This is a genomic window from Mesorhizobium sp. WSM3860, from assembly GCF_002294995.1.
Classification (GTDB): domain Bacteria; phylum Pseudomonadota; class Alphaproteobacteria; order Rhizobiales; family Rhizobiaceae; genus Mesorhizobium.
On sequence record NZ_NSGF01000001.1, the window covers coordinates 358,875 to 384,642 of the forward strand.

Genomic DNA, 25,768 nt, shown 5'->3' on the forward strand with positions numbered 1-25,768 from the left:
CTTCCAAACCACGCTCGGCGATTGAAAAATCACGTTGCAATCCGGGCTCGAAACTTTACGACTAGGGGCAATACGAAAAGGAATGCGTCCTCGAAGGCGACATTCCAGGGGAGCCGCTTAAATATGCAGTATTTCGTCCAGCAGCTTATCAATGGGCTGACGCTGGGATCTATCTACGGGCTGATCGCAATCGGCTACACGATGGTCTACGGCATCATCGGCATGATCAATTTCGCCCATGGCGATATCTTCATGGTGGGCGCCTTCACGGCCCTCATCGTCTTCCTGATCCTCGGCGCGATGTTCTATTCGGTGCCGGTTGTGGTGGCGCTCCTGATCATGATGATCGTGGGCATGCTGCTCACCAGCCTCTACAACTGGACGATCGAGAAGGTGGCCTACAGGCCGCTGCGCGGATCGTTCCGGCTGGCGCCGCTGATCACCGCCATCGGCATGTCGATCGCGCTGTCCAACTTCGTGCAGGTCACGCAAGGGCCGCGCAACAAGCCGATCCCGCCGCTGGTCAGCCAGGTCTATACGATCGACGGCATCAGCGTCTCGCTGAAGCAGATCATCATCGTGCTGGTCACCGCCGCGCTGCTGGCGATCTTCTGGTATCTCGTCAACAGGACGGCATTGGGGCGGGCGCAGCGCGCCTGCGAGCAGGACCGCAAGATGGCGGCGCTGCTCGGCGTCGACGTTGACCGCACAATATCCATCACCTTCATCATGGGCGCAGCGCTTGCCGCGGTCGCCGGGACGCTTTTCTTGATGTATTATGGCGTGGTGGTCTTCTCCGACGGCTTCGTGCCGGGCGTGAAGGCCTTCACGGCGGCGGTGCTTGGCGGCATCGGCTCGCTGCCGGGCGCAGTGCTCGGCGGGCTTTTGATCGGCTTCATCGAGAGCATGTGGTCGGCCTATTTCTCGATCGACTACAAGGACGTCGCGGCCTTCTCGATCCTGGCGATCGTGCTCATCTTCCTGCCCTCCGGCATCCTGGGCCGGCCTGAAGTCGAAAAGGTCTGATCCTCATGGCCGTTACCGTATCTCCGGAGCGCGACGTCGTCGCTACTCCCATCCAGCGCGCATTCCGCGAAGCGCTCTACGCCGGGGCCATCGCGCTCGGCCTGTTCGTGCTTTTCATCGGTCTCAGGACCGACCAGAACATCAACAACGAGCTGATCCTGGTGCAGCGCTGGCGCCTGCTCGCCCTGGTGGTCATCGCCGTAGCGGTCGGGCGCTTCCTCTATGTTGCCTATGCGGTTCCGGCGCTCGAACGATCAAGGGCTGAAAGGCCCAAGGCGCCCGCGATCGCTGTGGAGCCCGGCTTCGTGCGGCGAAACTTCAACAAGATCGGCGTCACGGTGCTGATCCTCTATCCGGTGGCAATGGTGCTTCTGTTCGGCTTCCAGGGCTCGCTGAAATGGGTCGACAATTTCGGCATCCAGATCCTGATCTATGTGATGCTGGCCTGGGGGCTAAACATCGTCATCGGGCTAGCCGGCCTGCTCGACCTCGGGTATGTGGCTTTTTACGCCGTTGGCGCCTATGCCTATGCGCTGCTGGGCACGCATTTTGGCCTGTCGTTCTGGATCCTGCTGCCTGCCGCCGGCGCCATGGCCGCCTTCTGGGGCGTCATGCTCGGCTTCCCGGTGCTGCGGCTGCGCGGCGACTATCTGGCGATCGTCACGCTCGCCTTCGGCGAGATCATCCGCCTGGTGCTGATCAACTGGCGTGAGGTGACCAACGGCTCGGCCGGCATTTCCGGCATTCCGAAGGTCTCTTTCTTCGGGCTGATGTCGTTCAACGTCTCGGACCCGAACTACATCGCCAAGGTGCTGGGCATCGCCCAATCGGGCGCTTACTACAAGATCTTCCTCTATTATCTCATCCTGGCGCTCTGCTTCCTCACCGCCTTCGTCACCATCAGGCTGCGCCGCCTGCCGGTGGGCCGCGCCTGGGAAGCGTTGCGGGAGGACGAGATCGCGTGCCGCTCGCTCGGCATCAACACCACCACCACCAAGCTCACGGCGTTCGCCACCGGCGCCATGTTCGGCGGCTTCGCCGGCTCGTTCTTCGCCGCGCGCCAGGGCTTCGTCAGCCCGGAATCCTTCGTCTTCCTGGAATCGGCGATCATCCTGGCCATCGTCGTGCTCGGCGGCATGGGCTCGTTGGGCGGTATCGCGGTGGCGGCACTGGTGATGATCGGCGGCACCGAGATCCTGCGCGAGCTGGGCTTCCTGAAAGTGATCTTCGGTCCGGACTTCACGCCGGAGCTTTACCGCATGCTATTGTTCGGCGTTGCGATGGTGATCGTCATGCTGTGGAAGCCGCGCGGCTTCGTCGGCAGTCGAGAGCCGACAGCCTTCCTCAAGGAGCGAAAAGCGGTCTCGGGCTCCTTTACCAAGGAGGGCCACGGCTGATGGACGCGCAAGCTTCCGCAAGCGAGCTCATCCTGCAGGTCGAGCACCTGTCGATGAAGTTTGGCGGCCTCGTCGCCATCGGCGACCTGTCCTTCCAGGCCAGGCGCGGCGAGATTACCGCGCTGATCGGGCCGAACGGCGCCGGCAAGACGACGGTGTTCAACTGCATCACGGGCTTTTACAAGCCGACGGAAGGCATGATCACGCTCAATCGGCGTGACGGCTCGACCTATCTGCTCGAGCGGCTGCCCAACCACGAGATCCCGGCGCGCGCCAAGGTGGCGCGCACCTTCCAGAACATCCGCCTGTTCTCGGGCATGACGCTCTTGGAAAACCTTTTGGTCGCGCAGCACAACAAGCTGATGAAGGCCTCAGGCTACACCTTGCTCGGCCTGTTCGGCTTTCCGAGCTACCGCCAGGCCTCGGCCGAATCGATCGACCTCGCCAGGCATTGGCTGGAGAAGGCCGACCTCGTCGATCGCGCCGACGATCCGGCCGGCGATCTGCCCTATGGCGCGCAGCGCCGTCTCGAGATCGCGCGCGCCATGTGCACCGGACCCGAACTGCTTTGCCTCGACGAGCCGGCCGCCGGTCTCAACCCGAAGGAATCGGCCTCGCTCAACGCGCTCCTGATGGACATCAAGGACAACACCGGCACATCGATCCTGCTCATCGAGCACGACATGTCGGTGGTCATGCAGATCTCCGACCATGTCGTGGTGCTCGAATACGGCCGCAAGATCTCCGATGGCAATCCGCAGTCGGTTCGCACCGACCCGCGCGTGATTGCCGCCTATCTCGGCGTCGACGACGAGGAGGTCGAAACCGTGCTGACCGAAGTCGGCGACGAGGATGTCATCGAGCAGCTCGACACCGGTCCTGATTCCGCACACGGCCCCGGCAATTCCGCTTCCATGATGGCGGGGCCGATTTCCGATAGCGTCGAACACGCGGACGAAGGCGAGCGGGTCACGGTGTCGAAGGGCGCCTCGAAAGCGGCCCAAGTCGACGCTCGCGCGACATCAGTAGCCGGCAAGCGTGTCGCTCCGGCGCCGGCAAAGCGCGCTCCGGCGGCCAAGCCGGATGCGGAGTCGAGCACCGCGAAGGCGGTGCCGAAGAAAACGGCCGTCAAGGCTCCGACAGCAAAGGCAGACAGCGCTTCGACGCAGGAAGCCGCGGCCAAGCCCACAACGGGCAAGCGTGGAGGGCGTAAGTAATGGCCGGCACAACGCTGCTCGATATCAAGGGCGTGCAGACCTATTACGGCAACATCCGCGCGCTGAACGGTGTCGACGTCACCGTCAACCAAGGTGAGATCGTGGCGCTGATCGGCGCCAACGGGGCCGGCAAGTCGACGTTGATGATGACCATTTTTGGAGCTCCACGGGCTCGCACGGGCACCATCACTTTCGCCGGCGCCAACATCACGCAGATGGCAACGCATGAGATTGCGCGGCTGCGCATCGCCCAGTCGCCGGAAGGACGCCGCATCTTTCCGCGCATGACGGTGATGGAAAACCTGCAGATGGGCGCCAGCCTCGACAACCTCAAGCATTTTGACGAGGATGCCGAGAAGGTGTTTGCGCTGTTCCCGCGGCTGAAGGAGCGCATCAGCCAGCGCGGTGGCACGCTGTCGGGCGGCGAGCAGCAGATGCTGTCGATCGGGCGTGCGCTGATGGCGCGGCCGAAGCTGCTTCTGCTCGACGAGCCGTCGCTGGGCCTGGCGCCGCTGATCGTCAAGCAGATCTTCGATGCCATCCGCGAATTGAACCGGACCCAAGGGCTGACCGTGTTCCTGGTCGAGCAGAACGCCTTCGGCGCGCTGAAGCTCGCCAATCGCGGTTATGTCATGGTCAACGGCAATGTGACGATGAGCGGCACCGGCAAGGAGCTGCTCGCCAATCCGGAAGTGCGCGCCGCCTATCTCGAGGGCGGCCACCACTGAGTTCAGGAGACTTCATCATGCAGGGCATTCTCTACGAGGAAGCCTCGATCTGGCAGTTCCTGTTCGTCACCTGCCTGCTCGGCGGATGGGCGGCGTGGATGACCGGCAAGGCGAGCGCGCAGACTTGGCGCAGCTTCTTTCAGCTATTCCTTTATATGCTCGGACTCGGCATCGGCATAAGGTTCATCCATCACGCGCTGTTCGACGGCACGATGTTTTCGCTGCGTTACTATATCGTCGACACCATCGTGCTGATGATACTGGGCTTCCTCGGTTATCAATACACGCGTACGAACCAGATGGTCACTCAGTATAATTGGCTCTACGAAAGAGCCTCCTTGTTGAGCTGGAAACCGAAGGGTTGACGTTCATGATCAACGCCGTTCCGGGGAATGAATTTGGCGTGACAAGTGCCTGAAAATCGGCATTCTATGCTTTCTGCGATAAGGGTGGGCATCGCATGAAAGTATCATCCACGCCCACTCCGTAAATGGGAGCGTTTCAATGAAAAAATCACTCTTGTCCGCCGTGGCGCTGACCGCGTTCATCGCGTTCAGCGGCAGCGCGTGGGCCGACATTCTGATCGGCGTCGCCGGTCCGATCACCGGTCCGAACGCGGCCTTCGGCGCGCAGCTGCAGAAGGGCGCGGAACAGGCGGTCGCCGACATCAACGCGGCCGGCGGAGTCCTCGGCCAGCAACTTAAGCTGAGCGTAGGTGACGACGTGTCGGATCCGAAGCAGGGCATCTCGGTCGCCAACAAGTTTGTCGCCGACGGCATCAAGTTCGTCGATGGTCACTTCAATTCGGGCGTCTCAATTCCTGCGTCGGAAGTCTATGCCGAGAATGGCATCCTCGAAATCACGCCCGCCGCGACCAATCCAAAGTTCACTGAACGCGGCATGTGGAATACGTTCCGCACCTGCGGACGCGACGACCAGCAGGGCAAGGTTGCCGGCGACTATGTCGCCAAGAACTTCAAGGACGCCAAGATCGCGCTCATCCATGACAAGACCCCATATGGCCAGGGCCTTGCCGACGAAACCAAGAAGGCGCTCAACGCCAATGGCGTCAACGAAGCCATGTATGAAGGCATCAATGTCGGCGACAAGGACTTCTCGGCGCTCATCGCCAAGATGAAGGAAGCCGGTATCTCCGTCGTCTACTATGGCGGCCTGCATACGGAGGCCGGCCTCATCATCCGCCAGCTCGCCGACCAGGGCCTCAAGGCCCAGTTCATGTCGGGCGACGGCATCGTGTCGAACGAGCTCGCCTCGATCGCCGGCGACGCCGTCCAAGGCACGCTGATGACGTTCGCGCCGGATCCGCGCAAGAACCCGAACGCCAAGGAGCTCGTGGAGAAGTTCCGCGCTGCCGGCTTCGAACCGGAGGCCTACACGCTCTACTCCTACGCCGCGATCCAGATTATCGCTGCGGCCATCACGAAGACCGGCTCCGCCGACGATTCGCAGAAAGTCGCCGAGACGATCAAATCGGGCGGCCCCTGGAAGACTGCCATCGGCGACATTGGTTATGACGCCAAGGGCGACATCACTCGTCCGGACTACGTCATGTACACTTGGAAGAAGGGCGAGGACGGCAAGTACTCCTACTTCGAGCAATAAGCCGGCAAGCAAGAGCCGACGTTTCCGAGATGCCCGGCGCTGAGCGCCGGGCATTTTTTGTTGGCCGGGCATCAAGCCTCCCTTCGTGTCCCGCCGCCAAGTCCGACGGCATTTGTCGTCCAGCCGCTCGGAGGTCCTCCAACGTTGGCGTAAACAAACGATTTAAATCGATTGAAGTGTCGCGCTATTTTGTTTGCGCTGCAGCATTTTCACGCTAATCATTGCGCCGGTTCACTTCACCTTCCGCTACTGGAGCCCAGTCCTTGGCAATCACGAAGATCCTCGTCGCCAACCGATCCGAAATCGCAATCCGCGTCTTTCGCGCGGCGAATGAACTCGGGCTCAAGACCGTGGCGATCTGGGCGGAAGAGGACAAATATTCGCTGCACCGCTTCAAGGCCGACGAAAGCTACCAGGTCGGGCGCGGTCCGCATCTCACCAAGGACATGGGTCCGATCGAGAGCTACCTGTCGATCGACGAGGTGATCCGCGTCGCGCGCCTCTCGGGCGCCGACGCGATCCATCCCGGCTACGGCCTGTTGTCGGAGAGCCCGGAATTCGCCGAGGCCTGCGCTGCCGCCGGCATCACCTTCATTGGGCCCAAGCCCGAGACGATGCGCCGGCTCGGCAACAAGGTCGCGGCGCGCAACCTGGCGATCGAGGTCGGCGTGCCGGTCGTGCCCGCCACCGATCCGCTGCCCGACGATATGGACGAGGTGAAGAAGCTCGCCGCGGAAATAGGCTATCCGGTGATGCTCAAGGCGTCGTGGGGTGGCGGCGGCCGCGGCATGCGCGCCATCCGCGCGGAAGCCGACCTCGCGCGCGAGGTCATGGAAGGCAAGCGCGAGGCGAAAGCCGCCTTCGGCAAGGATGAGGTCTATCTCGAAAAGCTCGTCGAGCGCGCCCGCCATGTCGAGGTGCAGGTACTGGGCGACCGCCAAGGCAACGCCGTGCATCTGTTCGAGCGCGACTGCTCGATCCAGCGCCGCAACCAGAAGGTCGTCGAACGGGCACCGGCGCCCTATCTCAGCGAGGCGCTGCGCGAGGAACTCTGCGGCTATGCACTGAAGATTGCGCGCGAGACCAGCTATATCGGCGCCGGCACGGTCGAGTTCCTGCAGGACGCCGACACCGGCAAGTTCTATTTCATCGAGGTCAACCCGCGCATCCAGGTCGAGCATACGGTCACCGAGATGGTGACGGGCATCGATATCGTGAAGGCGCAGATCCACATCCTCGACGGCTTCGCCATCGGCATGCCCGAATCCGGCGTGCCGGCGCAGAAGGACATCAAGCTCAACGGCCACGCGCTGCAGTGCCGCATCACTACCGAGGATCCGGAACACAATTTCATCCCCGATTATGGACGCATCACCGCATATCGCGGCGCGACCGGCTTCGGCATCCGCCTCGACGGCGGCACCGCCTATTCGGGCGCGGTCATCACTCGGTTCTACGATCCCCTGCTGGAAAAGGTGACAGCCTGGGCGCCGACGCCGGCCGAGACGATCGCGCGCATGAACCGGGCGTTGCGAGAGTTCCGGATCCGCGGCGTCGCCACCAACCTCACCTTCCTCGAAGCGATCATCAACCACCCGAGCTTCGCCGACAATTCCTACACCACCAAGTTCATCGACACGACGCCGGAGCTGTTCCAGCAGGTCAAGCGGCAGGACCGCGCCACCAAGCTGCTCAATTATCTCGCCGACGTCAGCGTCAACGGCCATCCAGAGACGCGCGGACGGCCGGTGCCGAAAGCCGATGCGGCGGCGCCTGTGGTGCCCTATCTCAACGGCAAGGTGCCGGACGGCAGCAAGCAGCGGCTCGACGCGCTTGGGCCTCAGAAGTTCGCGGCATGGATGCGCGAGCAAGCCCAAGTGCTCGTTACCGACACGACGATGCGCGACGGACACCAGTCGCTGCTCGCCACCCGCATGCGCACCTATGACATCGCCGGCATCGCCGGCACCTATGCGCGGGCGCTGCCGCAACTGCTCTCACTGGAATGCTGGGGCGGCGCGACTTTCGATGTCGCCATGCGCTTCCTCACCGAGGATCCGTGGGAGCGTCTGAGCAGAGTGCGCGAGGCAGCACCCAATCTTCTGCTGCAGATGCTTCTGCGCGGCGCCAACGGCGTCGGCTACACCAACTATCCCGACAATGTCGTGCAGCATTTCGTCAAACAGGCAGCCGCAGGCGGCGTCGACCTGTTCCGCGTCTTCGACTGCTTGAACTGGGTCGAGAACATGCGCGTCGCCATGGACGCGGTGGGCGCCGAAGGCAAGCTGATCGAAGCGGCGATGTGCTACACCGGCGACATACTCGATCCGGCGCGCGCCAAATACGACCTGAAATATTATGTCGGGCTGGCGAAGGAACTGGAAGCGGCGGGCGCGCATATCATCGCCGTCAAGGACATGGCGGGACTCCTGAAGCCCTCGGCGGCGCGCGTGCTGTTCAAGGCGTTGCGCGAAGAGACCGATCTGCCGATCCACTTCCACACACATGACACCTCCGGCCTGTCGGCGGCTACGGTGCTGGCAGCGGTGGAGACGGGCGTCGACGCCATCGACGCGGCGATGGATTCGTTCTCCGGCAACACCTCGCAGCCTTGCCTCGGCTCGATCGTCGAGGCGCTCAAAGGCACGGAGCGCGATCCCGGCCTCGACCCGCAATGGATACGCCACATCTCCTTCTACTGGGAAGCGGTGCGCAATCAGTACGCCGCCTTCGAAAGCGACCTCAAGGGACCGGCCTCGGAAGTCTATCTGCACGAGATGCCGGGCGGCCAGTTCACCAATCTCAAGGAACAGGCGCGCTCGCTTGGACTGGAAACGCGCTGGCACGAGGTGGCGCAGGCCTATCACGACGTCAACCTGATGTTCGGCGACATCGTCAAGGTGACGCCGTCGTCGAAAGTGGTCGGCGACATGGCGCTGATGATGGTGAGCCAGGACCTCACCGTCACCGATGTCGAGAACCCGGCGAAGGACATCGCCTTCCCGGACTCGGTTGTCTCGATGCTGCGCGGCGATCTCGGCCAGTCGCCCGGCGGATGGCCGCAAGCGCTGCAGAAGAAGGCGCTCAAAGGCGAAAAGCCGATCACCGTCCGGCCGGGCTCGCTGCTCAAGCCGGCGAACCTCAAGGCCAGCCGCAAGGAGATCGAGGAGAGGCTCGAGCGCAAGCTCACAGAGTTCGAATTCGCCTCCTGGCTGATGTATCCGAAGGTCTTCACCGACTTCGCCGCCGCTCAGGAGACCTATGGCCCGGTCAGCGTGTTGCCGACCCCGACCTATTTCTACGGCATGAAGTCCGAAGACGAGATCTTCGTCGACATCGAGAAGGGCAAGACGCTGGTGATACGCTGCCAGGCGTTCGGCGACGTCGACGAAAAAGGCATGGTCACCGTCTTCTTCGAACTCAACGGCCAGCCGCGCCGCGTGAAGGTGCCGGACCGCGCGCACGGCGCCTCGGCCGCCAAGGCGCGGCGCAAGGCCGAGCCGGGCAACGAGGCGCATGTCGGCGCGCCGATGCCGGGCGTGGTGTCGGCTCTTGCTGTGGCGCCAAGCCAGGCGGTCAAGGCGGGCGACGTGCTGCTCTCGATCGAGGCGATGAAGATGGAGACCGCGTTGCACGCCGAGCGCGACGGGGTGGTGGCCGAAGTGCTGGTCAAGGCCGGCGACCAGATCGATGCGAAGGATCTGCTCATCGCCTTCGGCTAAGGTGTGCCGATCTTCCAGGTGAGGCCGGCCTGCAAACCCCGGCTTCCTGCTTCCGACCTCCGCCGCCGAAGCACTCACGAGGCACGTCGCAGTTACAGCTACGGCCGGCGTAGGCCGGTGCCCACGATTCAAGCACGCTCGGCTCCGGCCTTCGCCGGCCGAAGCCTTCACAAGTGTCTCCGCTCTACGAAGGCTACGGCCGGCGTAGGCCGGTTCTCGGAAACCACCGTTCTGGTCGCTTCGCGCCCGTCTTCGACTCCGGCTCGGCCTGACCAGAATCTCAACACCCACCCGGGGCCGTCATGCCGCATCGATAATGTCTTGACCCGCCGCGCCTGCTCGGGCATCGAACCCGCTCCAATTTTGCCGGGCGGGAATCGCCGTGGCGCAAAAAAACGCGGAGAGAAAAATGGCCGACGAGATCACCGAGACCAGCCAGACTGTAGCCGCCGGCCAGCTGCGCGCCATCATCGAGCGCATCGAGCGGCTCGAGGAAGAAAAGAAGACGATTTCCGACGACATCAAGGACGTCTATGCCGAGGCCAAGGGCACCGGCTTCGATACCAAGGCGGTCCGCACCATCGTCCGGCTGCGCAAGAAGGACCAGGCCGAGCGCCAGGAGGAGGAGTCGATCCTCGATCTGTACAAGGCCGCGCTCGGCATGGTGTAAGAGACTGTTTGGAAATCCTACTCCGGCGGCCATCTGATGGCGTTTTCTGCGCTTCCGTTGCTCACGGACCGAAAGTCCGCTGCGCTACGGTTCTCGAAACCACCACCATATGACTCGCCGGAGCGAATTTCGAAACAGTGTCGGCCAGGATGTGCGAGCATTTCGCCATGAGTGAGTTCGACTTCGGCGGCCATCGCGCTTCGGAGTTCCGCCATCGCGGGTTCTGGGCGCTGTTTGCCGAACGGCACCCGGAAGAAAGGCAGCGGCTGGCGCGACGCGGGCCATGGTTCTGGCAGCGCGGAATGCCGGAGTTCGCCCTGGTGCTGTCCATGTATGTTGCGCCCAGCGAGAACGTGGTCGGCGTCTTCTTCGGCCGCAACGAGAAGCTCGGTGCCACGGAGGTCTGGACTCGGCTGATGCCGTTTCAACCGGCGATCGAGGCGCGGCTGAAGCTCAGGCCGGAGCAGAGCGCACAGAATCTCGGCATCAATTCGCAGTGGCGGGTCAACTGTTTTGCCGAGGACAATTGGCCGGCCATGGCCGACTGGCTGGCGACGGAATGCTCGCGCTTCGAGCGCGCCGTTATCGAGGCGCTGGGCGATGAAGCCCGGCCGTAAAGCCGCCAGTTTCGCCCGCGGAGCGGCCGTTTCAGCGTGCCCGGGCCTGGTGGCGGCCGATCTCCTCCAAATGCTGCTGCAGCGCCATCTGGTCGAGCGAATGGATCGGCAGATTCGTGAACAGGCCAATGCGGTTGCTCAACATGCGGTAGGCGTCGGCGAATGCAAAATGCTGCTCGGCATCCATGCCTTTGGCTTTGGATGGATCGGGAACTGCCCAAAGGGCCGTCATCGGATGACCGGCCCAGACCGGACAGCTTTCATTCGCCGCGCTGTCGCAGAGCGTGAAGACGAAGTTCATTTCCGGTGCGTCGGGCCCTGAGAACTCATCCCAGCTCTTCGAGCGAGCGAAGGAAGTATCGTAGCTCAGGCTTTGAAGCAGCTGGATGGCATAGGGGTTGACGGTGCCCGTGGGGTTGGCGCCGGCGGAATAGGCCTTGAAGCGGCGGGCCCCGAGCCGATTGAGAATGGCTTCGCCCATGATCGAGCGGGCCGAGTTGGCGTTGCAGAGAAAGAGTACGTTGTAGACATGATCGCTCATTTTGAACCCCTCCTTCCGGCGCCGCGAAATAACTGACCGGTGGCGCGCGTCGCGCATTGCGGGCCGCCAAATATTGATGGCAGATTTTCCTGTCACATTCGCGTGAGATTTCGCGGGGCCTTGCTTTCCGAAGGGGGTCCGGCATCTTCGGACGCGAAATGAGCACAAGCGAGGCTCAACCGATGGACGATACACATCCGGCCGCGACGGCTTCCGGCAAGGTCGCTGGCCTGGCCGGCTTCTTCAGCGCACGTTGGCGGAGAGGCGTTCCGCTCGACCGGCTGTTCTGGCGCGACATGCTGGTCGCCGGCACGGCGATCAATATCGCTTCGTCCGCGCTGGCGCTTGTCCTGCTTGGGCTGAAGCTGCCGCTCTGGCTGGTGCTCACGGTGCATTTCCTCCCCGTTCCCTACAATATCTTTCTCGCCCTGGCCGTCTGGCGGACGGCGGAAAAGCCCGGCGGGTTCAAGGCGCAGCTGATGATGCTGGGCTCGGCGCTCTGGCTGATCGCGACGGTCGTTGTCTGAATCGAAAAAGGGCGGCCGAAGCCGCCCTTACAAAGCTATGACGAACTGCCTTTCAGGCCGCCGGCTCGAAGCGCAGGGCCACACCATTGATGCAATAGCGCAGGCCGGTGGGTGGCGGGCCGTCCTCGAAGACATGGCCGAGATGGCTGCCGCAACGCGAGCAATGGCACTCGGTGCGAACCATGCCGTAGCTGCGGTCGACGGTCGTCTCGATCGAGCCCGGGACCGGATCGTTGAAACTCGGCCAGCCGGTGCCGCTTTCGAACTTCAGCTTGGATTCGAACAAAGGCTGGTCGCAGCCGACGCAGAAGAAAGTGCCCGCGCGTTTCTCGTAAAGCAGGGCGCAACTGCCGGGACGCTCGGTGCCGTGGTTGCGCATGACGGCGTACTGCTCCGGCGTCAGCCGGGCGCGCCACTCGGCATCGGTGCGGGTGACGGGATAGGCGTGGGTGTCCATTGAATCTCCTCGGCCTTGGCGGCTCGTTGTTGGTTGGCAGCCTGTATTCGTGCAAACATAGGCCTTTGTTACAGGCGCTGCCAGCGGAAGGGCGCTAGTGCTTCCTCGAAAGCTGCTTCGTTGCCGCTTCGAGCCCGGCAAGCGTGAGCGGGAACATGCGGCCGCTGAAGATGTCGCTGATCATCGCGATGGAATGGGTGTAGCGCCAGTTCTTCTCAGCTTCAGGGTTCAGCCAGACGGCGTTCGGCCATTGCTGCAACAGCCGTGCGAGCCAGACGCTGCCGGCTTCCGGGTTCCAGTGCTCGACCGAGCCGCCGGGATGCGCGATCTCGTAAGGGCTCATCGATGCGTCGCCGACCACGATCACCTTATAGTCCGGGCCGTATTTGTGGAGCAGGTCGAAGGTCGGGATCGTCTCGGCGAGGCGGCGGCGGTTGTCCTTCCAGACGCGCTCGTAAAGGCAGTTGTGGAAGTAGAAATACTCGAGCTGCCGGAACTCGGCGCGGGCGGCCGAGAAAAGCTCCTCGACGCTCCTGATGTGATCGTCCATCGAGCCGCCGACATCGAAGAACATCAAAAGCTTCACCGCATTGCGCCGCTCGGGTCGCGTCTTGACGTCGAGATAGCCGTGTTCGGCTGTGGCATGGATGGTGCCGGGCAGGTCGAACTCCTTCTCGGCGCCCTCCCGCACCCAGCGGCGCAGCCGCTTCAGCGCCACCTTGATGTTGCGGGTGCCAAGCTCGACCGCGTCGTCGAAGTTCTTGAACTCGCGCTTGTCCCACACCTTCACGGCACGGCGGTGACGGCTTTCGTGCTGACCGACACGCACGCCTTCTGGATTATAGCCATAGGCGCCGAAGGGCGAGGTGCCGCCTGTGCCGATCCATTTCGAACCGCCCTGGTGGCGACCCTTTTGCTCCTCCAGGCGCTGCTTCAGCGTCGCCATCAGCTTCTCAAAGCCGCCCAGCGCCTCGACCAGCTTTTTCTCCTCTTCGCTTAGGTGCTTTGCGGCAAGCCGGCGCAGCCATTCCTCGGGAATATTGGCGACATCGACGGCGTCCGGGCCGGCGAGCGCTTCGACGCCCTTGAAGACATGCGCGAACACCTGATCGAAACGGTCGATATGGCGCTCGTCTTTCACCAGGGCAGAGCGGGCGAGGTAGTAAAAACCCTCGACGTCATAGTCGACCAACCCAGCTTCCAGGCCTTCCAGCAGCGACAGATATTCCCTGAGCGAAACGGGAACCCGCGCGGCCTTCAATTCGAGGAAGAAGGGGATGAACATTTGCGCTTTATAGCAAATCGTATTCGATGAAGCCCGTCCGCCGCGCGACACGGTCATACAGCCGGCGTGCGGTGGCGTTGGTTTCGTGCGTCATCCAGTAGACGTTCTTGACGCCGATCTTGCCGGCCTCGTCCTGCACAGCTTTGATCAACGCCGCGCCAACACCCTTGCCGCGCATCTCAGGGTCGGCGAACAAATCCTGCAGATAGCAGTTGTTGACCTCTGACCAGCAGGACCGGTGATAGAGATAGTGCGTCAGGCCTACGGCCTTGCCGTCGAGCGTGGCGATGAAACCCTTCGGCTCGAACTCACCAGGCGTGAACAAGCGTTTCCACGTGACGTCATAAACCGCGTCCGGCAGCTTGGTCTCATAAAAGGTGAGGTAGGCGGTCCACAGGCGGCGCCAGTCGGCGTGATCGGACTCGGCAAGCGGGCGAACAGTGGTCTCGGGCATTTTTTCCTCCAATGCTTTGGGTCCGAAGCTGCGACGGCGGCCGCTTGCCGGCAACGGTCCACAGCAGGAGAAAGCGCTATTACTGGCGCCTGGCCATGAAGGCCAGGCGTTCGAAGAGGTGCACGTCCTGCTCGTTCTTGAGCAGCGCGCCATGCAGCTTCGGCAACATGTTCTTCGGATCGGCGCGGAGATCCTCCGGCGCGATGTCGTCGGCGACCAGCAAGCGGATCCAGTCGAGCGCCTCGGAGGTGGATGGTTTCTTCTTCAGCCCGGGCACGTCGCGGATCTCGTAGAACTGGGTGAGTGCGGCCCGCACGAGATTCTGCTTGATGCCGGGATAATGCACGTCGACGATCCGGTGCAGCGTCTCGATATCGGGGAAGCGGATATAGTGGAAAAAGCAGCGGCGCAGAAAGGCGTCCGGCAGCTCCTTCTCGTTGTTGGAGGTGATGATGACGATGGGCCGAAATTCGGCGCGGATGGTCTCGCCGGTCTCGTAGACGAAGAACTCCATCCGGTCGAGTTCCTGCAGGAGATCATTCGGGAATTCGATGTCGGCCTTGTCGATCTCGTCGATCAGGAGAACGACCTTTTTCGGTGCCGCGAAGGCGTCCCACAGCTTGCCGCGCTTGATGTAATTCCTGATGTCGCTGAACCGGTCGTCGCCGAGCTGGCTGTCGCGCAGCCGCGAGACGGCGTCATACTCGTAGAGGCCCTGCTGCGCCTTGGTGGTCGATTTGACGTTCCATTCGATGAAATCGAGGCCGAGCGCCGCCGCCACCTGGCGGGCGAGTTCAGTCTTGCCGGTGCCTGGCTCGCCCTTGACCAGCAACGGTCGCTCCAGTGCGATCGCGGCGTTGACCGCCACCATCAAATCCTTGTCGGCGACGTAAGCCGCGGTGCCTTCGAAACGCATTTCTTCTCCTGATCGTTCGGCCGCGACCGTAAGGACGCTGCCCAGGCTGTGCAAGGCGTAGCAACGCCGCAAGGCCCACGACGCAAATTTTGCCGGCGCTTGGACCGGTGTCCTTCTGGCGCTCGCTCAACCATCGGCCTATATTGGTTTTGGCGGTCTGCGCTTCCCGGCCGGAGAAACTTATCCCCGGGGCCTTATCGATCCTTAGGGAGCTGTCCCTGGGAAGACCCGTGGGTTTTCTCACACGGCGCCCACCTACTTTGTAGGCACCCGGGATCGACCTCTCCACCGGTTGTGTGGATCGCCACTCTCCCGTTTTTGAAATTGATGCGGTAGAAAGCGTCGCTCCTGCAACTTCGTCCGGATACGACCTTTTCTAACGTCTGCGCATGACCTCAACAAAAGACCTGAAAAAACAGCTTCGCAAGGAAGCTCTGGCGCGGCGGGATGCGCTGGACGAATTCTGGCGGGTCGAGATCGCGCTCGAAATGGCCGAGACGGCGCGTGACCAGATCGCCGTCGAACCGGGCCAGATCGTCTCCGGCTTCTGGCCGATGCGCTCCGAGGTCGATGTGCGGCCGCTGATGTTCGCGCTGCGCGAGAAAGGCGCCAGGCTTTGCCTCCCGGCGATCCTCGACAAGACAACCATCGTCTTCCGCGAGCTGGTGCGCGGCGCGCCAATGGTCGAGATGGGTTTCGGCACGGTCGGACCGCACGAGGAGGCCGAAGAGCTCGACCCCTCGCTCATGTTTGTTCCGCTCGCGGCTTTCGACGCGCGCGGCCACCGCATCGGCTACGGCGCCGGCTATTACGACCGGGCGATCGCCAGGCTGGCCGACAAGGGGCTGACGCCACGGCTGGTCGGCATCGCCTTCGACTGCCAGGAGGTTTCGATGGTGCCGGATGAAAACCACGACGTGATCATCCCGGAAATACTCACCGAGAGCGGGTTGCGCCGGTTCACGCCGCAATTGTAGAAAAGCGGTTGAGAAACGCATGATCTTTTGCGGAAAGTCATGCAGCTTTTGCTTGGCGGACTTTCGACGCGGGATCGTATGAGACTTCTCTTCCTCGGCGACATGGTCGGAAAAACTGGGCGCACGGCGGTGTGGGAACAGCTGCCGGGCTTGATCTCCGACTTCAAGCTCGACTTCGTCATCGTCAACGGCGAGAACGCCGCCGGCGGCTTCGGCATCACCGAAGAGATATTTCGCGAGACGATCGCGGCGGGCGCGGATGTCGTCACCACCGGCAACCATGTCTGGGACCAGCGCGACGCGCTGGTCTTCGCGCCGCGCGAGGAGCGCTTCCTGCGCCCCTCCAATTTTCCGAAGGGCACGCCGGGGCGCGGTTCCGGCGTCTATATCGCCAGGAACGGAGCGCGCGTGCTGGTCGCCAACATCATGGGCCGCGTCTTCATGCATCCCGAGCTCGACGACCCGTTCCAGGCCGGCGAGCGCGAGCTTGCCGCCTGTCCGCTTGGCGAGCAGGCCGACGCGGCGGTGATCGATTTCCATGCCGAGGCGACTTCGGAAAAGATGTGCTTCGCGCATTTCGTCGACGGCCGCGCCAGCCTTGTGGTCGGCACCCACACGCACCAGCCGACCGCCGATCATCAGATACTCAACGGCGGCACCGCCTATATTTCGGACGCCGGCATGTGCGGCGACTATGATTCCTCGCTCGGCATGGACAAGGAAGAGCCGCTCAACCGCTTCCTGTCGAAAGTGCCGAAGGGCCGCTTCGAGGCGGCGAATGGACCGGCGACGCTCTGCGGCGTCGGCGTGGAACTCTCCGACCGCACCGGGCTCGCCGAGAAGATCGCGCCGTTTCGCCGCGGGCCGAGACTGGAGGAAACCGCGCCGTCCTTCTGGTCGTGACATTGATATGAGCACCGGTCGTACCTAACTGGCGACGAAACCCGTGAAAACTGCTCTAGATCGTAGAGGGGACGACCTCCATGCAGCTTGTCGAGTTCCTGGCGCCGCACTTTGCCTTTGTCTCCGATCCCACAGCGTGGATCGCACTGCTCACGCTGGTGGTGCTGGAGGTGGTGCTCGGCATCGACAATCTGATCTTCATCTCGATCCTGACCAACAAGCTGCCGGAAGCGCAGCGCGCCCGCGCCCGCAAACTCGGCATCTCGGCGGCACTGGGCATGCGGCTGGTGCTGCTCGCCACGATCTCGATCATCGTGCAATTGACGACGCCGGTGTTCACGGCGTTCGGGCATGGCTTTTCCTGGCGCGACCTGATCCTGATCGCCGGCGGCCTGTTCCTTGTCTGGAAGGCGACCAAGGAAATCCACCACACGGTCGATCCGCAGGATCATCAGGACTCGATGGTGGGCGGCACACTGCAGATGAGCCTGGCCGGCGCGATCTTCCAGATCCTGCTGCTTGATCTCGTCTTCTCGATCGATTCCATCATCACCGCCGTCGGCATGACCGACGAGATCGCCATCATGTACATCGCTGTCATCGTAGCGGTGAGCGTGATGATGCTGGCCGCGACGCCGCTCGCCAACTTCATCGCCAAGAACCCCACAATCGTCATGCTGGCGCTCGGCTTCCTGCTGATGATCGGCATGACGCTGATTGCCGACGGCATGGGCTATCACGTGCCCAAGGGCTACATCTACGCCGCCATGGGTTTTTCCGCGCTGGTCGAGGGCCTCAACATGCTGGCGCGGCGTCGAAAGAAGCAGCGGTCCGGCGGCGGGCACTAAGCTAGGGCAGGTTGATCTGCCAGGAAACGCCGAAGCGGTCGTTGAGCCAAGCGAAACGGCGGCTGAAGCCGTAATTGCCGGTCGGCATCAGAAACGCGCCGTCCTTGGCCAGCACCCCGACAATGCGATCGAGCTCCTCCTCGGAGGAACAGTCGACGAAGAGCGAGAACGACGGCGTGAAGGTGAAGGCGTGATGCACGGGGCTGTTGAAGACCATGACCTCCGTGCCGCCGATCAAGACGCGGGCCAGCTTGAGCGTCCCTTCGGGTCCGTCCTCACCGGCGCCATAGCGTGTGAGGTCGACGACGCGGCTTTCCGGAACGGTGTCGCAATAGAGGGTCATGGCCTCCTCGGCCCCATCTTCGAACATCAGAAACGGCGTTACTTTCACGGCCGGCCTCCTTGCTCAGAGGGGGTCAAATGTTGGTCTCGTTGGCCGGCTCGCCTTTCATCTCGGCGCGATAGTAGCCGTCGCGCAAATTGATGCCGTATTCGAGATAGGCCTTCATGCAGGCGAGCATCTGCGACCAGCCCTCGCAATTGAGGTAGGATTTCTTAAGGCCGATCTCGCCTTCGTGCCAGCCGGCCTCGGCGATGGTGACGAAGGTGCCGCCGTCGTCCAACGGCTCGAAATTCATCTCGATGCGCGTCTTGTAGGCCGGCTTGCCTTCAGTGTCGGTCGCGTCCCAGCGCAGCACGATGCGCTTGTCCTTGATCACCTCGTCGACCTCGACCGGCACCGTTTTCCACCAGGTGACGGTGGTGCCGGCGACCAGTGGAGCGGAGGCGCCGCCAATGGTGGTGAAATAGCCGCTGAGCTTCGTCGGGTTGATCACGGCGTCGAAGACCTCGGCGACCGGCTTGCCGATGCGTCCGGAAATCCTGAATCCAAGAGACATATCCACAGCTCCTTCCTTGCCGCCCGAAACGATATGTTATAGGAATATAACATGTCAAGCCAAACCTCGGAAGATCGTATTTTCAAGGCCTTGGCGCACTCGCGCCGGCGCGAGCTGCTCGATCGGCTCAAGGATCAGCCGCAGACCACCGGGGCGCTCTGCGAGGCTTTCCCAGACATGGACCGCTGCACGGTCATGATGCATCTGAAGGTGCTGGAAGAGGCCGATCTGGTCGTGGCGAGGCGCGAGGGGCGCGAGCGCTGGAACCATCTCAACGCGCTGCCGATCAAGCAGATCCACGACCGCTGGATCAGCCAATATGCCGGCCACGCGATCAGCATCCTCGACCGGCTGAAATCGGATCTGGAGGGATGATGCCGCGTTGCAAGGGTAATCTCGTCTGCCCGCCGTCAGGGTCGACGGTCCGGCTGGACGAATTGAGCCGATTTAACTATAAGCCGGCCATTCCGACAGAGAGCGCCGCCGGCCTTCGCAGGGCATGCTTGCAGCGTTCTGAAATTTTAGATTCGAGCATTTGCCGATGCCGGGTGATCGCGCCCGGCAGAAAAATGCTCTAGCCGAACACGACAGGGGTGCCATGGCTGGCCATTCGCAGTTCAAGAACATCATGCACCGCAAGGGCCGCCAGGACGCGGTGCGGTCGAAAATGTTTTCCAAGCTGGCACGCGAAATCACCGTCGCCGCCAAGACCGGCACGCCGGACCCGGCGATGAACCCGCGGCTGCGCCTTGCGGTGCAGAACGCCAAGGCCGTGTCGATGCCGAAGGACAACATCCAGCGCGCCATCAACAAGGCGTCTGCCGGCGATGCCGAGAACTACGAAGCCGTGCGCTACGAAGGCTACGGTCCCGGCGGCGTAGCGCTGATCGTCGAGGTGCTGACGGACAATCGCAACCGCTCGGCGTCCAATGTGCGCGCCGCCTTCACCAAGGCCGGCGGGGCGCTCGGCGAAACCGGCTCGGTGTCGTTCATGTGGAACCGTGTCGGCGAGATCTATTACCCCGCTTCGGCCGGCAGCGCCGACAAGGTCATGGAAGCCGCGATCGAGGCCGGTGCCGACGATGTGGAGTCGGACGAGGAAGGCCACACCGTCTATTGCAGCTTCGAAAATCTCGGCGAGGTATCGAAGTCGCTCGAAGCCGCGCTCGGCGAGGCGGAGTCGGTCAAGCCGATCTGGCAGCCGCAGAACAACGTCCCGGTCGATGAAGAACGGGCGCAGTCGCTGATGAAGCTAGTCGCCACCCTCGAGGACGACGACGACGTGCAGAGCGTGTACGCCAATTTCGAGGTCGACGACGAAACGATGGCCAAGCTCAGCGCGGCCTGATCGCTGACATATGAGCGAAGCTCAATCCGACATGAGCGAGAAGCCGCTGCCTGCCATCCGCATCACCTACTGCACGCAATGCCAATGGCTGCTGCGCGCCGGCTGGATGGCGCAAGAGCTTCTGTCGACCTTCGGCACCGATCTCGGCGAGGTGACGCTGGTGCCAGGCACCGGCGGCATCTTCACGATCTCCTGCAACGACCAGCTTATCTGGGAGCGCAAGCGCGACGGCGGTTTTCCGGACGCGGCGAAGCTCAAGCAGCTGGTCCGCGATATCATCGACCCGGAGCGTGACCTGGGACACGCCGACCGCAAAACGCACAAGAAGACAGACCCTGCCTGAGGCGGGGTTCTTTGTACTCGCTGGCCGTTCTCTTCAAGTCAGCGCCAGAATGAAGCAGGCCATCGCCACGATCGCGGTGATGGTGCGGACGTGGTTCCACATCACCCATTGGCTCAGATGGTTCGCCCACACGGCGGCGCCGGTGCTGCTGGCCGGGTCGACGGCGGCCAGCGCGTTGTTGAGCGGTACGTTGAAGACCATGGTCACGATCGGGTTGCCGACGAGATAAATTACGGCGCCGGCAAGCAGCCAGTACGAGCCCGATTGGCTCCAGCCCATGATGCCGGCGGCAATCAGCACCAGGCAGATGAGGCCGGTGCCGAAAAGCGCTGTCATGAAGGCGGGCGTAATCACCGTGATGTTGATCGAATTCATCGCTGCGATGCCGGCTGGGACGGGCAGCCTGGCAAGCGCCGCCATGACGAAATTGGAAAAGGCGAAGAAGACGCCGCCAAGCACGCCGGAGCCGATCGCGGCAATAAAGGTGAGGGCGGGAAGAAGTTTCATCATCTCAGTTGCTCCAGACGCCGCTGGCGGCGGTTTCGGTTGCGTAGGCGGAAAAGTCCTTCGGCCGGCGGCCGAGCGCGCGCTGCACGCCGTCGGTCAGCGTCTCGTTGCGGCCGTCGAGCACCTCGGTGAAGAGCTCGTTGAGCAGCCAGGCGAATTCCGGCGGCAGGTTGTGCGCAGCCATCGTTTCGGTGAATTGGGCATGCGAGATCTGCCGATAGCGGATGTCGCGGCCAGTGGCTTTGCCGATTTCGGCGACCGCCGCTGCAAAGCTCAGCAGCCTCGGGCCGGTGAGCTCATAAAGCTGGCCGACATGGCCCGGCTCCGTCAGCACGGTTTCGGCGACATCGGCGATATCGTCGACATCGACGAAGGGTTCGCCGACAGCGCCGACCGGCAGGGCGACTTCGCCTTCGAGGATGGATTCGATGAGAAAGCCCTCGCTGAAATTCTGCGAGAACCATGCGCAGCGCAGGATCGTCCAATCGGCGCCGGAGGTCTTCACCATTTCCTCGGCGCGCTGAGCCTCAGTCTCGCCGCGGCCGGACAGCAGCACGAGCCGCTTGATGCCGCGCTCGACGGCAAGTCTGGCGAACGCCTCGACCGTTTCTGCGGCGCCCGGCACCGCGATGTCAGGATAGTAGCTGATGTAGACGGCGCCGATGCCGTCCAAGGCTGCATCCCAAGTGCTTCTGTCCAGCCAGTCGAAGGACGGTTTGCCTGCGCGGGAGCCAATCCGCACAGTGACGTTGCGGGCGGTCAGCCGCTCGGCCAGACGGCGGCCGGTCTTGCCAGTGCCGCCCAGGATCAAAATCGGTTTCCCTGTCGTCTCAGTCATCTCGATTTCCTCTTTTCCTAACATGAGTAATCCTCACATTTGCAAAACGTGATAAACCCTCGTATTTTGCGAGTCAAGCCAGTTCTCAAGGATCTTTCGGAGGAAGCCATGGAAGGCAGCGTTGCCGCGAAGCCCGACCAGGAGATCGCCGTGGCCCGGCGAGCGCCGACGCAGCAGCGCAGCCGCGAGCGCGTCGAGCGGATGCTTGCCGCCGCCTCGGCGCTGATTGCCGAGCAAGGCAGCGATGCCATGCGCATGGGCGAGGTGGCGGAAAGAGCAGGGGTGTCGATCGGCTCGCTCTACCAGTTCTTTCCCGACAAGCGGGCGATCGTCTGGGCGCTGGCCGAGCGCTACACCGCCGAAAGCCAGGCTTGCATCGCGTCAGCGCTGAAGGACGTCAGCGACGCCGAAGGACTGAAGCGGGCGTTTTCCGAGCTGGTCGATATCTATTACGGGATGTTCCTGGCCGAACCGGTGATGCGCGACATCTGGTCGGGCACGCAGGCCGACAAGGCGCTGCGCGAACTCGAACTGGCCGACAGCCGGGCCAATGCCCGATTCCTGGTCGCGGTGCTGAAGCGGCTGAGGCCCCGTGCCGATCCGGTCGCGCTGGAAACGTCGGCTTTCCTCGTCTGGCAGATGGGCGAGGCGGTCATGCGGCTGGCGATCTCCGTCGACCGGGAGGAAGGCGACAGGCTGGTTGCGGCCTACAAGTGCATGGCGCTGAGGCAACTGGTGGAAGGGTAGGTACAACCTGGCCGGTTTTCCCGCAGCGTCGGCGATTGGCGAAACCGGCGGTGGGAGCGCCGGCCTGCCGGCACCTTCTCCGGTATAGTGACGGGGAGAAGGGAGCTGAAACCAACAAAAAACCCGCCTCGAAGGCGGGTTTTTGATCTGCGACGACGCGTAGAGGTTTAGAGGCCGAAACCTTCGAAACGCTTCTTGAACTTCGACAGGCGGCCGCCGCGGTCGAGCAGGGTCTGCTGGCCGCCGGTCCAGGCCGGGTGCGTGGTCGGGTCGATGTCGAGGTTCATCGTGTCGCCTTCCTTGCCCCAGGTCGAGCGGGTCAGGTATTCGGTGCCGTCGGTCATGACGACCTTGATGGTGTGGTAGTCGGGATGGATATCGGCCTTCATTGTCGTGTTCCTGGCTTGCCGGCGCTGGTGACGGGCCGATGGCCTGCGTCGATGCGCCCCTTTTTAAAACTCGAAGCCGCAGCTAATGAAAAGCCACGGCTTCTAAAACGGTCGGCGAGCCTATACATCAGCCGGAATTGAATCACAAGGCCGCGGCAGGCGCATATTGAAGCGCATGACCAACACACGGCCAGAGGAAACGCTCATGGCGGATATCGGTGGCAGTGGTGACGAGCGCAGGCGCTCGGTCCGGCCGCTCAGGAACCTTTTTCCGTACATCATGCAGTACCGCAAACTGGCGGTCGGCGCGATCATATCGCTGATCGTCGCGGCAGGAACGACGCTGGCCCTGCCGATGGCCGTGCGGCGCATGATCGACCACGGCTTCCAGGCGGCGGGCTCCACCTTCATTGCCGAGTATTTCGCCGCACTGGTTCTGATGGCTGCCGTGCTGGCGGCAGCGTCCGCCAGCCGCTACTACTTCGTCATCACGCTCGGCGAGCGGGTCGTCGCCGACATCCGCCGCGATGTCTTTTCCCATGTCACGACGCTTTCGCCGGCCTTTTTCGATCGCGCGCAGTCGGGCGAGATCGTCTCGCGGCTTGCCGCGGATACCACGCAGGTGAAGTCGGCGGTCGGCGCCACGGCGTCGGTGGCGCTGCGCAATCTCATCCTTGGCCTCGGCGCCGTGGCGATGATGGTCTTCACCAGCCCGAAACTTTCCGGCCTGGTGCTGGCCGCCATCCCGCTGATCGTCTTGCCGCTGGTCGCCTTCGGCCGTTCGGTGCGGCGCAAGTCGCGGCTGGCGCAGGACACGCTGGCGGAAGCCACCGCCTATGCCAGCGAGCAGATCGGCGCCGTGCGCACGCTGCAGGCCTTCACCAACGAGAAGCTGGTGACAGGGCGCTTCTCGGCCGCCGTCGAGGCCGCCTTCGAGGCGGCGCGCACGTCGGTCTTCGCCCGCTCCTTTCTCACCTTCTTCGCCATCTTCATGATCTTTTCATCGGTGGTGGCGGTGCTCTGGTTCGGCTCGCGCGACGTGCTTGCCGGCACGATGTCGGCCGGCACGCTCGGCCAGTTCCTGCTCTATTCGGTGTTCGCCGCCGGCGCGCTCGGCGCGCTGTCGGAAGTCTGGAGTGAGCTGTCGCAGGCGGCCGGCGCCGCCGAGCGTCTGACCGAGATCCTGGCCGAGAAGCCCGCCATCCAGTCGCCCGCCAATCCGCAGCCACTGCCGGCCAAGGCCAAGGGCGCCATCAGCTTCGACGATGTTTCCTTCTCCTATCCGGCGCGGCCCGACCGGGCCGCCGTGCATGGGCTGAGCTTCCAGGTGAAGCCCGGCGAGACGGTGGCGATCGTCGGTCCTTCGGGCGCAGGAAAAAGCACCGTCTTCTCGCTGATCCTGCGCTTCTACGATCCGGAGAGCGGCCGTGTCGTCATCGACGGCGTCGACCTGCGCCAGGCCGATCCGGCCGCAATCCGCCAGCGCATCGCCATCGTGCCGCAGGACGTGACCATCTTCGCGGCAAGTGCTGCCGACAATATCGGCTTCGGCCGGCCGGGCGCCAGCGATGCCGAGATCGAGGCGGCGGCAAAGGCGGCGCTTGCCGACGAATTCATCGGCAAGCTCGAAAAGGGGTATGACAGCCAGGTCGGCGAGCGCGGCGTGACGCTTTCGGGCGGCCAGCGCCAGCGCGTGGCGATCGCCCGCGCCATTCTGCGCGACGCGCCGATTCTTTTGCTCGACGAGGCGACCTCAGCGCTCGATGCCGAAAGCGAGACGCTGGTGCAGACGGCGCTGGAGCGGCTGATGCGCGGCCGCACCACCATCGTCATTGCCCACCGGCTGGCGACGGTGCTCAAGGCAGACCGGATTCTCGTCATGGAAGGCGGTCGTATCGTCGAGGAAGGCACGCATCAGAGCCTGGTCGCCAAGGGCGGCACCTATGCGCGGCTCGCCAAGCTGCAGTTCGAGACCGGCGCCAGCGCCTTCCGCGGCGCGGCGGAGTAATGAGACCTCAGCCGGCTTGCCAATCCGCCAGCAGCACAACGCCGCCAAACTGCGCGGCCCTTGGCAATGTGGCGCTGGTCAGCGGTGACAAAAGTGCCGCCACGTTCAAGCGCCATCGCGTGATGGATACCGTCGAATAGCGTGGGATAACCATTGCCTGGTGCGGCTGACGTCGCGATTTTCTCGGCTGTTGCCAAGTCCTGCATGGTCGGTTCTTCGATCGCCAGCCCCAGTTCTCGAGATTGATCGAAAAGCTGGCCGACCACGGTGAGCGGCAATTCGACATGCAAAGCGGCCGAAAGAGCCTCGTACAGCACTACCGATGGAGCGAGAAAGCCCCGTCCCTGCTCCAGCATGCGATCGACCAAGTTGTGCGCGGCCTCGCTGTCGTCTACTTGCTTGAAAGCTTCACGAAAACCGAAGCATCGACGACGATCATTCCTTGCTGCCTTTGAAAACGCCAAGCGGACGGCCATCCCATTTCATGCGCCGGGTGCGAAGGAAGTCAGTGGTGCTTTCGCCTTTGGCGCTGGAATTGCGCGGCAATTCATCCAGCATTCTTTTAAGGCGGTTCACAGCGACTGCACGCAACGCCTGATCGATCGCTTTTTCGACGAAACGAGACCTCTCGCTTTTCGGCACTTCATCCTCAAGCCGACCTTTTACGTCCGCGGCGATGGAAAAGGTGGCGCGTTCTTTCGAGACTGAGATTCCCACGGTGCACTCGCCCAATTCATACGAAAATGTATGCTTTTGGAGTATGAAGATCAAATCGTGCTCT

29 protein-coding genes, 1 other RNA gene and 1 pseudogene are annotated in these 25,768 nt (G+C 62.9%); 19 read left to right on the forward strand and 12 right to left on the reverse strand.

Annotation, left to right across the window (positions count from 1 at the left end; all coding sequences use genetic code 11):
- Positions 1-123: 123 nt before the first annotated feature.
- The 9 genes and pseudogenes from CK220_RS01890 to CK220_RS01930 all read left to right on the forward strand — a co-directional run bounded on the left by CK220_RS01890 (position 124) and on the right by CK220_RS01930 (position 11,000).
- Positions 124-1,026, forward strand: coding sequence for a branched-chain amino acid ABC transporter permease LivH (locus CK220_RS01890; protein WP_095809919.1), 903 nt, complete (start codon positions 124-126; stop codon positions 1,024-1,026).
- 5 nt (positions 1,027-1,031) lie between these two features.
- Complete coding sequence (livM, locus tag CK220_RS01895) at positions 1,032-2,423, forward strand: high-affinity branched-chain amino acid ABC transporter permease LivM (protein ID WP_095809920.1); 1,392 nt, start codon at positions 1,032-1,034, stop codon at positions 2,421-2,423.
- Positions 2,423-3,562, forward strand: a pseudogene (locus tag CK220_RS01900) (ABC transporter ATP-binding protein); the annotation flags it as partial. The gene livM and the pseudogene CK220_RS01900, both read left to right, overlap by 1 nt.
- Positions 3,563-3,639: 77 nt before the next feature.
- Positions 3,640-4,368 carry an ABC transporter ATP-binding protein gene (locus tag CK220_RS01905; RefSeq protein ID WP_095809921.1) on the forward strand — a complete coding sequence of 243 codons (729 nt, stop codon included), beginning with the start codon at positions 3,640-3,642 and terminating at the stop codon, positions 4,366-4,368.
- Positions 4,369-4,385: 17 nt separating this feature from the next.
- Complete coding sequence (locus CK220_RS01910) at positions 4,386-4,733, forward strand: DUF6867 family protein (RefSeq protein WP_095809922.1); 348 nt, start codon at positions 4,386-4,388, stop codon at positions 4,731-4,733.
- A gap of 139 nt (positions 4,734-4,872) precedes the next feature.
- The gene (locus CK220_RS01915; RefSeq protein WP_095809923.1) at positions 4,873-5,991 is read left to right on the forward strand and encodes a branched-chain amino acid ABC transporter substrate-binding protein; all 1,119 of its coding nucleotides are present in this window, start codon (positions 4,873-4,875) and stop codon (positions 5,989-5,991) included.
- 263 nt (positions 5,992-6,254) lie between these two features.
- Positions 6,255-9,713, forward strand: coding sequence for a pyruvate carboxylase (gene pyc, locus CK220_RS01920; RefSeq protein WP_095809924.1), 3,459 nt, complete (start codon positions 6,255-6,257; stop codon positions 9,711-9,713).
- A 409-nt stretch (positions 9,714-10,122) separates the two neighbouring features.
- The gene (locus CK220_RS01925) at positions 10,123-10,383 is read left to right on the forward strand and encodes a DUF2312 domain-containing protein (protein WP_095809925.1); all 261 of its coding nucleotides are present in this window, start codon (positions 10,123-10,125) and stop codon (positions 10,381-10,383) included.
- 167 nt (positions 10,384-10,550) lie between these two features.
- Entirely contained in the window at positions 10,551-11,000 is a 450-nt protein-coding gene (locus CK220_RS01930) for a hypothetical protein (protein WP_095810257.1), read from the forward strand.
- A gap of 31 nt (positions 11,001-11,031) precedes the next feature.
- On the opposite strand, the gene CK220_RS01935 is transcribed toward CK220_RS01930, so the two are convergent.
- A complete protein-coding gene (locus CK220_RS01935) occupies positions 11,032-11,541 on the reverse strand; it encodes an arsenate reductase ArsC (RefSeq protein ID WP_095809926.1) in 510 nt (169 codons plus the stop codon).
- Between the two features lie 182 nt (positions 11,542-11,723).
- Between CK220_RS01935 and CK220_RS01940 the strand changes: the two genes are divergently transcribed.
- A complete protein-coding gene (locus CK220_RS01940; RefSeq protein ID WP_095809927.1) occupies positions 11,724-12,068 on the forward strand; it encodes a hypothetical protein in 345 nt (114 codons plus the stop codon).
- 52 nt (positions 12,069-12,120) lie between these two features.
- Here CK220_RS01940 and msrB read toward each other — a convergent pair whose 3' ends face one another.
- The 4 genes from msrB to CK220_RS01960 form a co-directional block, all read right to left on the reverse strand.
- On the reverse strand, positions 12,121-12,525 hold the full coding sequence (msrB, locus tag CK220_RS01945; protein WP_095809928.1) for a peptide-methionine (R)-S-oxide reductase MsrB: 405 nt from the start codon (positions 12,523-12,525) through the stop codon (positions 12,121-12,123).
- Between the two features lie 94 nt (positions 12,526-12,619).
- Positions 12,620-13,810, reverse strand: a complete 1,191-nt coding sequence (locus CK220_RS01950; protein WP_095809929.1) for a VWA domain-containing protein — start codon at positions 13,808-13,810, stop codon at positions 12,620-12,622.
- Positions 13,811-13,817: 7 nt separating this feature from the next.
- Complete coding sequence (locus CK220_RS01955; RefSeq protein ID WP_095809930.1) at positions 13,818-14,264, reverse strand: GNAT family N-acetyltransferase; 447 nt, start codon at positions 14,262-14,264, stop codon at positions 13,818-13,820.
- Between the two features lie 79 nt (positions 14,265-14,343).
- Positions 14,344-15,180 (reverse strand): MoxR family ATPase, encoded by an 837-nt coding sequence (locus CK220_RS01960; RefSeq protein ID WP_095809931.1) that lies wholly within the window; start codon positions 15,178-15,180, stop codon positions 14,344-14,346.
- Positions 15,181-15,331: 151 nt separating this feature from the next.
- On the opposite strand from CK220_RS01960, the gene ssrS reads away from it, so the two are divergent.
- The 4 genes from ssrS to CK220_RS01980 all read left to right on the forward strand — a co-directional run bounded on the left by ssrS (position 15,332) and on the right by CK220_RS01980 (position 17,908).
- Positions 15,332-15,487, forward strand: a non-coding RNA gene (ssrS, locus tag CK220_RS01965) — 6S RNA.
- Between the two features lie 82 nt (positions 15,488-15,569).
- Positions 15,570-16,157, forward strand: coding sequence for a 5-formyltetrahydrofolate cyclo-ligase (locus CK220_RS01970; RefSeq protein WP_095809932.1), 588 nt, complete (start codon positions 15,570-15,572; stop codon positions 16,155-16,157).
- Between the two features lie 78 nt (positions 16,158-16,235).
- Positions 16,236-17,060 (forward strand): YmdB family metallophosphoesterase, encoded by an 825-nt coding sequence (locus CK220_RS01975; RefSeq protein WP_095810258.1) that lies wholly within the window; start codon positions 16,236-16,238, stop codon positions 17,058-17,060.
- An 80-nt stretch (positions 17,061-17,140) separates the two neighbouring features.
- A complete protein-coding gene (locus CK220_RS01980; RefSeq protein ID WP_095809933.1) occupies positions 17,141-17,908 on the forward strand; it encodes a TerC family protein in 768 nt (255 codons plus the stop codon).
- 1 nt (position 17,909) lies between these two features.
- Here the strand turns inward: CK220_RS01980 and CK220_RS01985 are convergent, their stop codons facing one another.
- Together CK220_RS01985 and CK220_RS01990 are read right to left on the reverse strand one after the other, a co-directional pair.
- Positions 17,910-18,299 carry a VOC family protein gene (locus tag CK220_RS01985; protein ID WP_280952700.1) on the reverse strand — a complete coding sequence of 130 codons (390 nt, stop codon included), beginning with the start codon at positions 18,297-18,299 and terminating at the stop codon, positions 17,910-17,912.
- Positions 18,300-18,324: 25 nt separating this feature from the next.
- On the reverse strand, positions 18,325-18,807 hold the full coding sequence (locus CK220_RS01990) for an SRPBCC domain-containing protein (RefSeq protein WP_095809935.1): 483 nt from the start codon (positions 18,805-18,807) through the stop codon (positions 18,325-18,327).
- A 51-nt stretch (positions 18,808-18,858) separates the two neighbouring features.
- Here CK220_RS01990 and CK220_RS01995 point away from each other — a divergent pair, with 51 nt between their 5' ends.
- The 3 genes from CK220_RS01995 (at position 18,859) to CK220_RS02005 (ending at position 20,498) form a co-directional block, all read left to right on the forward strand.
- A complete protein-coding gene (locus CK220_RS01995; RefSeq protein ID WP_095809936.1) occupies positions 18,859-19,182 on the forward strand; it encodes a helix-turn-helix domain-containing protein in 324 nt (107 codons plus the stop codon).
- A 223-nt stretch (positions 19,183-19,405) separates the two neighbouring features.
- The gene (locus tag CK220_RS02000) at positions 19,406-20,155 is read left to right on the forward strand and encodes a YebC/PmpR family DNA-binding transcriptional regulator (RefSeq protein WP_067001721.1); all 750 of its coding nucleotides are present in this window, start codon (positions 19,406-19,408) and stop codon (positions 20,153-20,155) included.
- Positions 20,156-20,165: 10 nt separating this feature from the next.
- The gene (locus CK220_RS02005) at positions 20,166-20,498 is read left to right on the forward strand and encodes a SelT/SelW/SelH family protein (RefSeq protein ID WP_095809937.1); all 333 of its coding nucleotides are present in this window, start codon (positions 20,166-20,168) and stop codon (positions 20,496-20,498) included.
- Between the two features lie 33 nt (positions 20,499-20,531).
- Here CK220_RS02005 and CK220_RS02010 read toward each other — a convergent pair whose 3' ends face one another.
- A complete protein-coding gene (locus tag CK220_RS02010) occupies positions 20,532-21,008 on the reverse strand; it encodes a DUF1772 domain-containing protein (RefSeq protein WP_095809938.1) in 477 nt (158 codons plus the stop codon).
- A gap of 1 nt (position 21,009) precedes the next feature.
- Positions 21,010-21,843: an NAD(P)H-binding protein gene (locus tag CK220_RS02015; RefSeq protein ID WP_095810259.1), complete on the reverse strand. Its 834-nt coding sequence runs from the start codon at positions 21,841-21,843 to the stop codon at positions 21,010-21,012.
- A gap of 108 nt (positions 21,844-21,951) precedes the next feature.
- On the opposite strand from CK220_RS02015, the gene CK220_RS02020 reads away from it, so the two are divergent.
- Positions 21,952-22,590, forward strand: a complete 639-nt coding sequence (locus CK220_RS02020; protein ID WP_095809939.1) for a TetR/AcrR family transcriptional regulator — start codon at positions 21,952-21,954, stop codon at positions 22,588-22,590.
- Between the two features lie 167 nt (positions 22,591-22,757).
- Here the strand turns inward: CK220_RS02020 and rpmE are convergent, their stop codons facing one another.
- The gene (gene rpmE, locus CK220_RS02025) at positions 22,758-22,979 is read right to left on the reverse strand and encodes a 50S ribosomal protein L31 (RefSeq protein ID WP_040974396.1); all 222 of its coding nucleotides are present in this window, start codon (positions 22,977-22,979) and stop codon (positions 22,758-22,760) included.
- Positions 22,980-23,184: 205 nt separating this feature from the next.
- On the opposite strand from rpmE, the gene CK220_RS02030 reads away from it, so the two are divergent.
- Positions 23,185-24,987 carry an ABC transporter transmembrane domain-containing protein gene (locus CK220_RS02030; protein ID WP_095810260.1) on the forward strand — a complete coding sequence of 601 codons (1,803 nt, stop codon included), beginning with the start codon at positions 23,185-23,187 and terminating at the stop codon, positions 24,985-24,987.
- Here the strand turns inward: CK220_RS02030 and CK220_RS02035 are convergent.
- Positions 24,921-25,463: a hypothetical protein gene (locus CK220_RS02035; protein WP_245428919.1), complete on the reverse strand. Its 543-nt coding sequence runs from the start codon at positions 25,461-25,463 to the stop codon at positions 24,921-24,923. The two genes, CK220_RS02030 and CK220_RS02035, sit on opposite strands and share 67 nt — an antisense overlap.
- Positions 25,423-25,758: a hypothetical protein gene (locus CK220_RS02040; RefSeq protein WP_141245082.1), complete on the reverse strand. Its 336-nt coding sequence runs from the start codon at positions 25,756-25,758 to the stop codon at positions 25,423-25,425. The genes CK220_RS02035 and CK220_RS02040 overlap by 41 nt, the downstream gene beginning before the upstream one ends.
- Between the last annotated feature and the right edge of the window lie 10 nt (positions 25,759-25,768).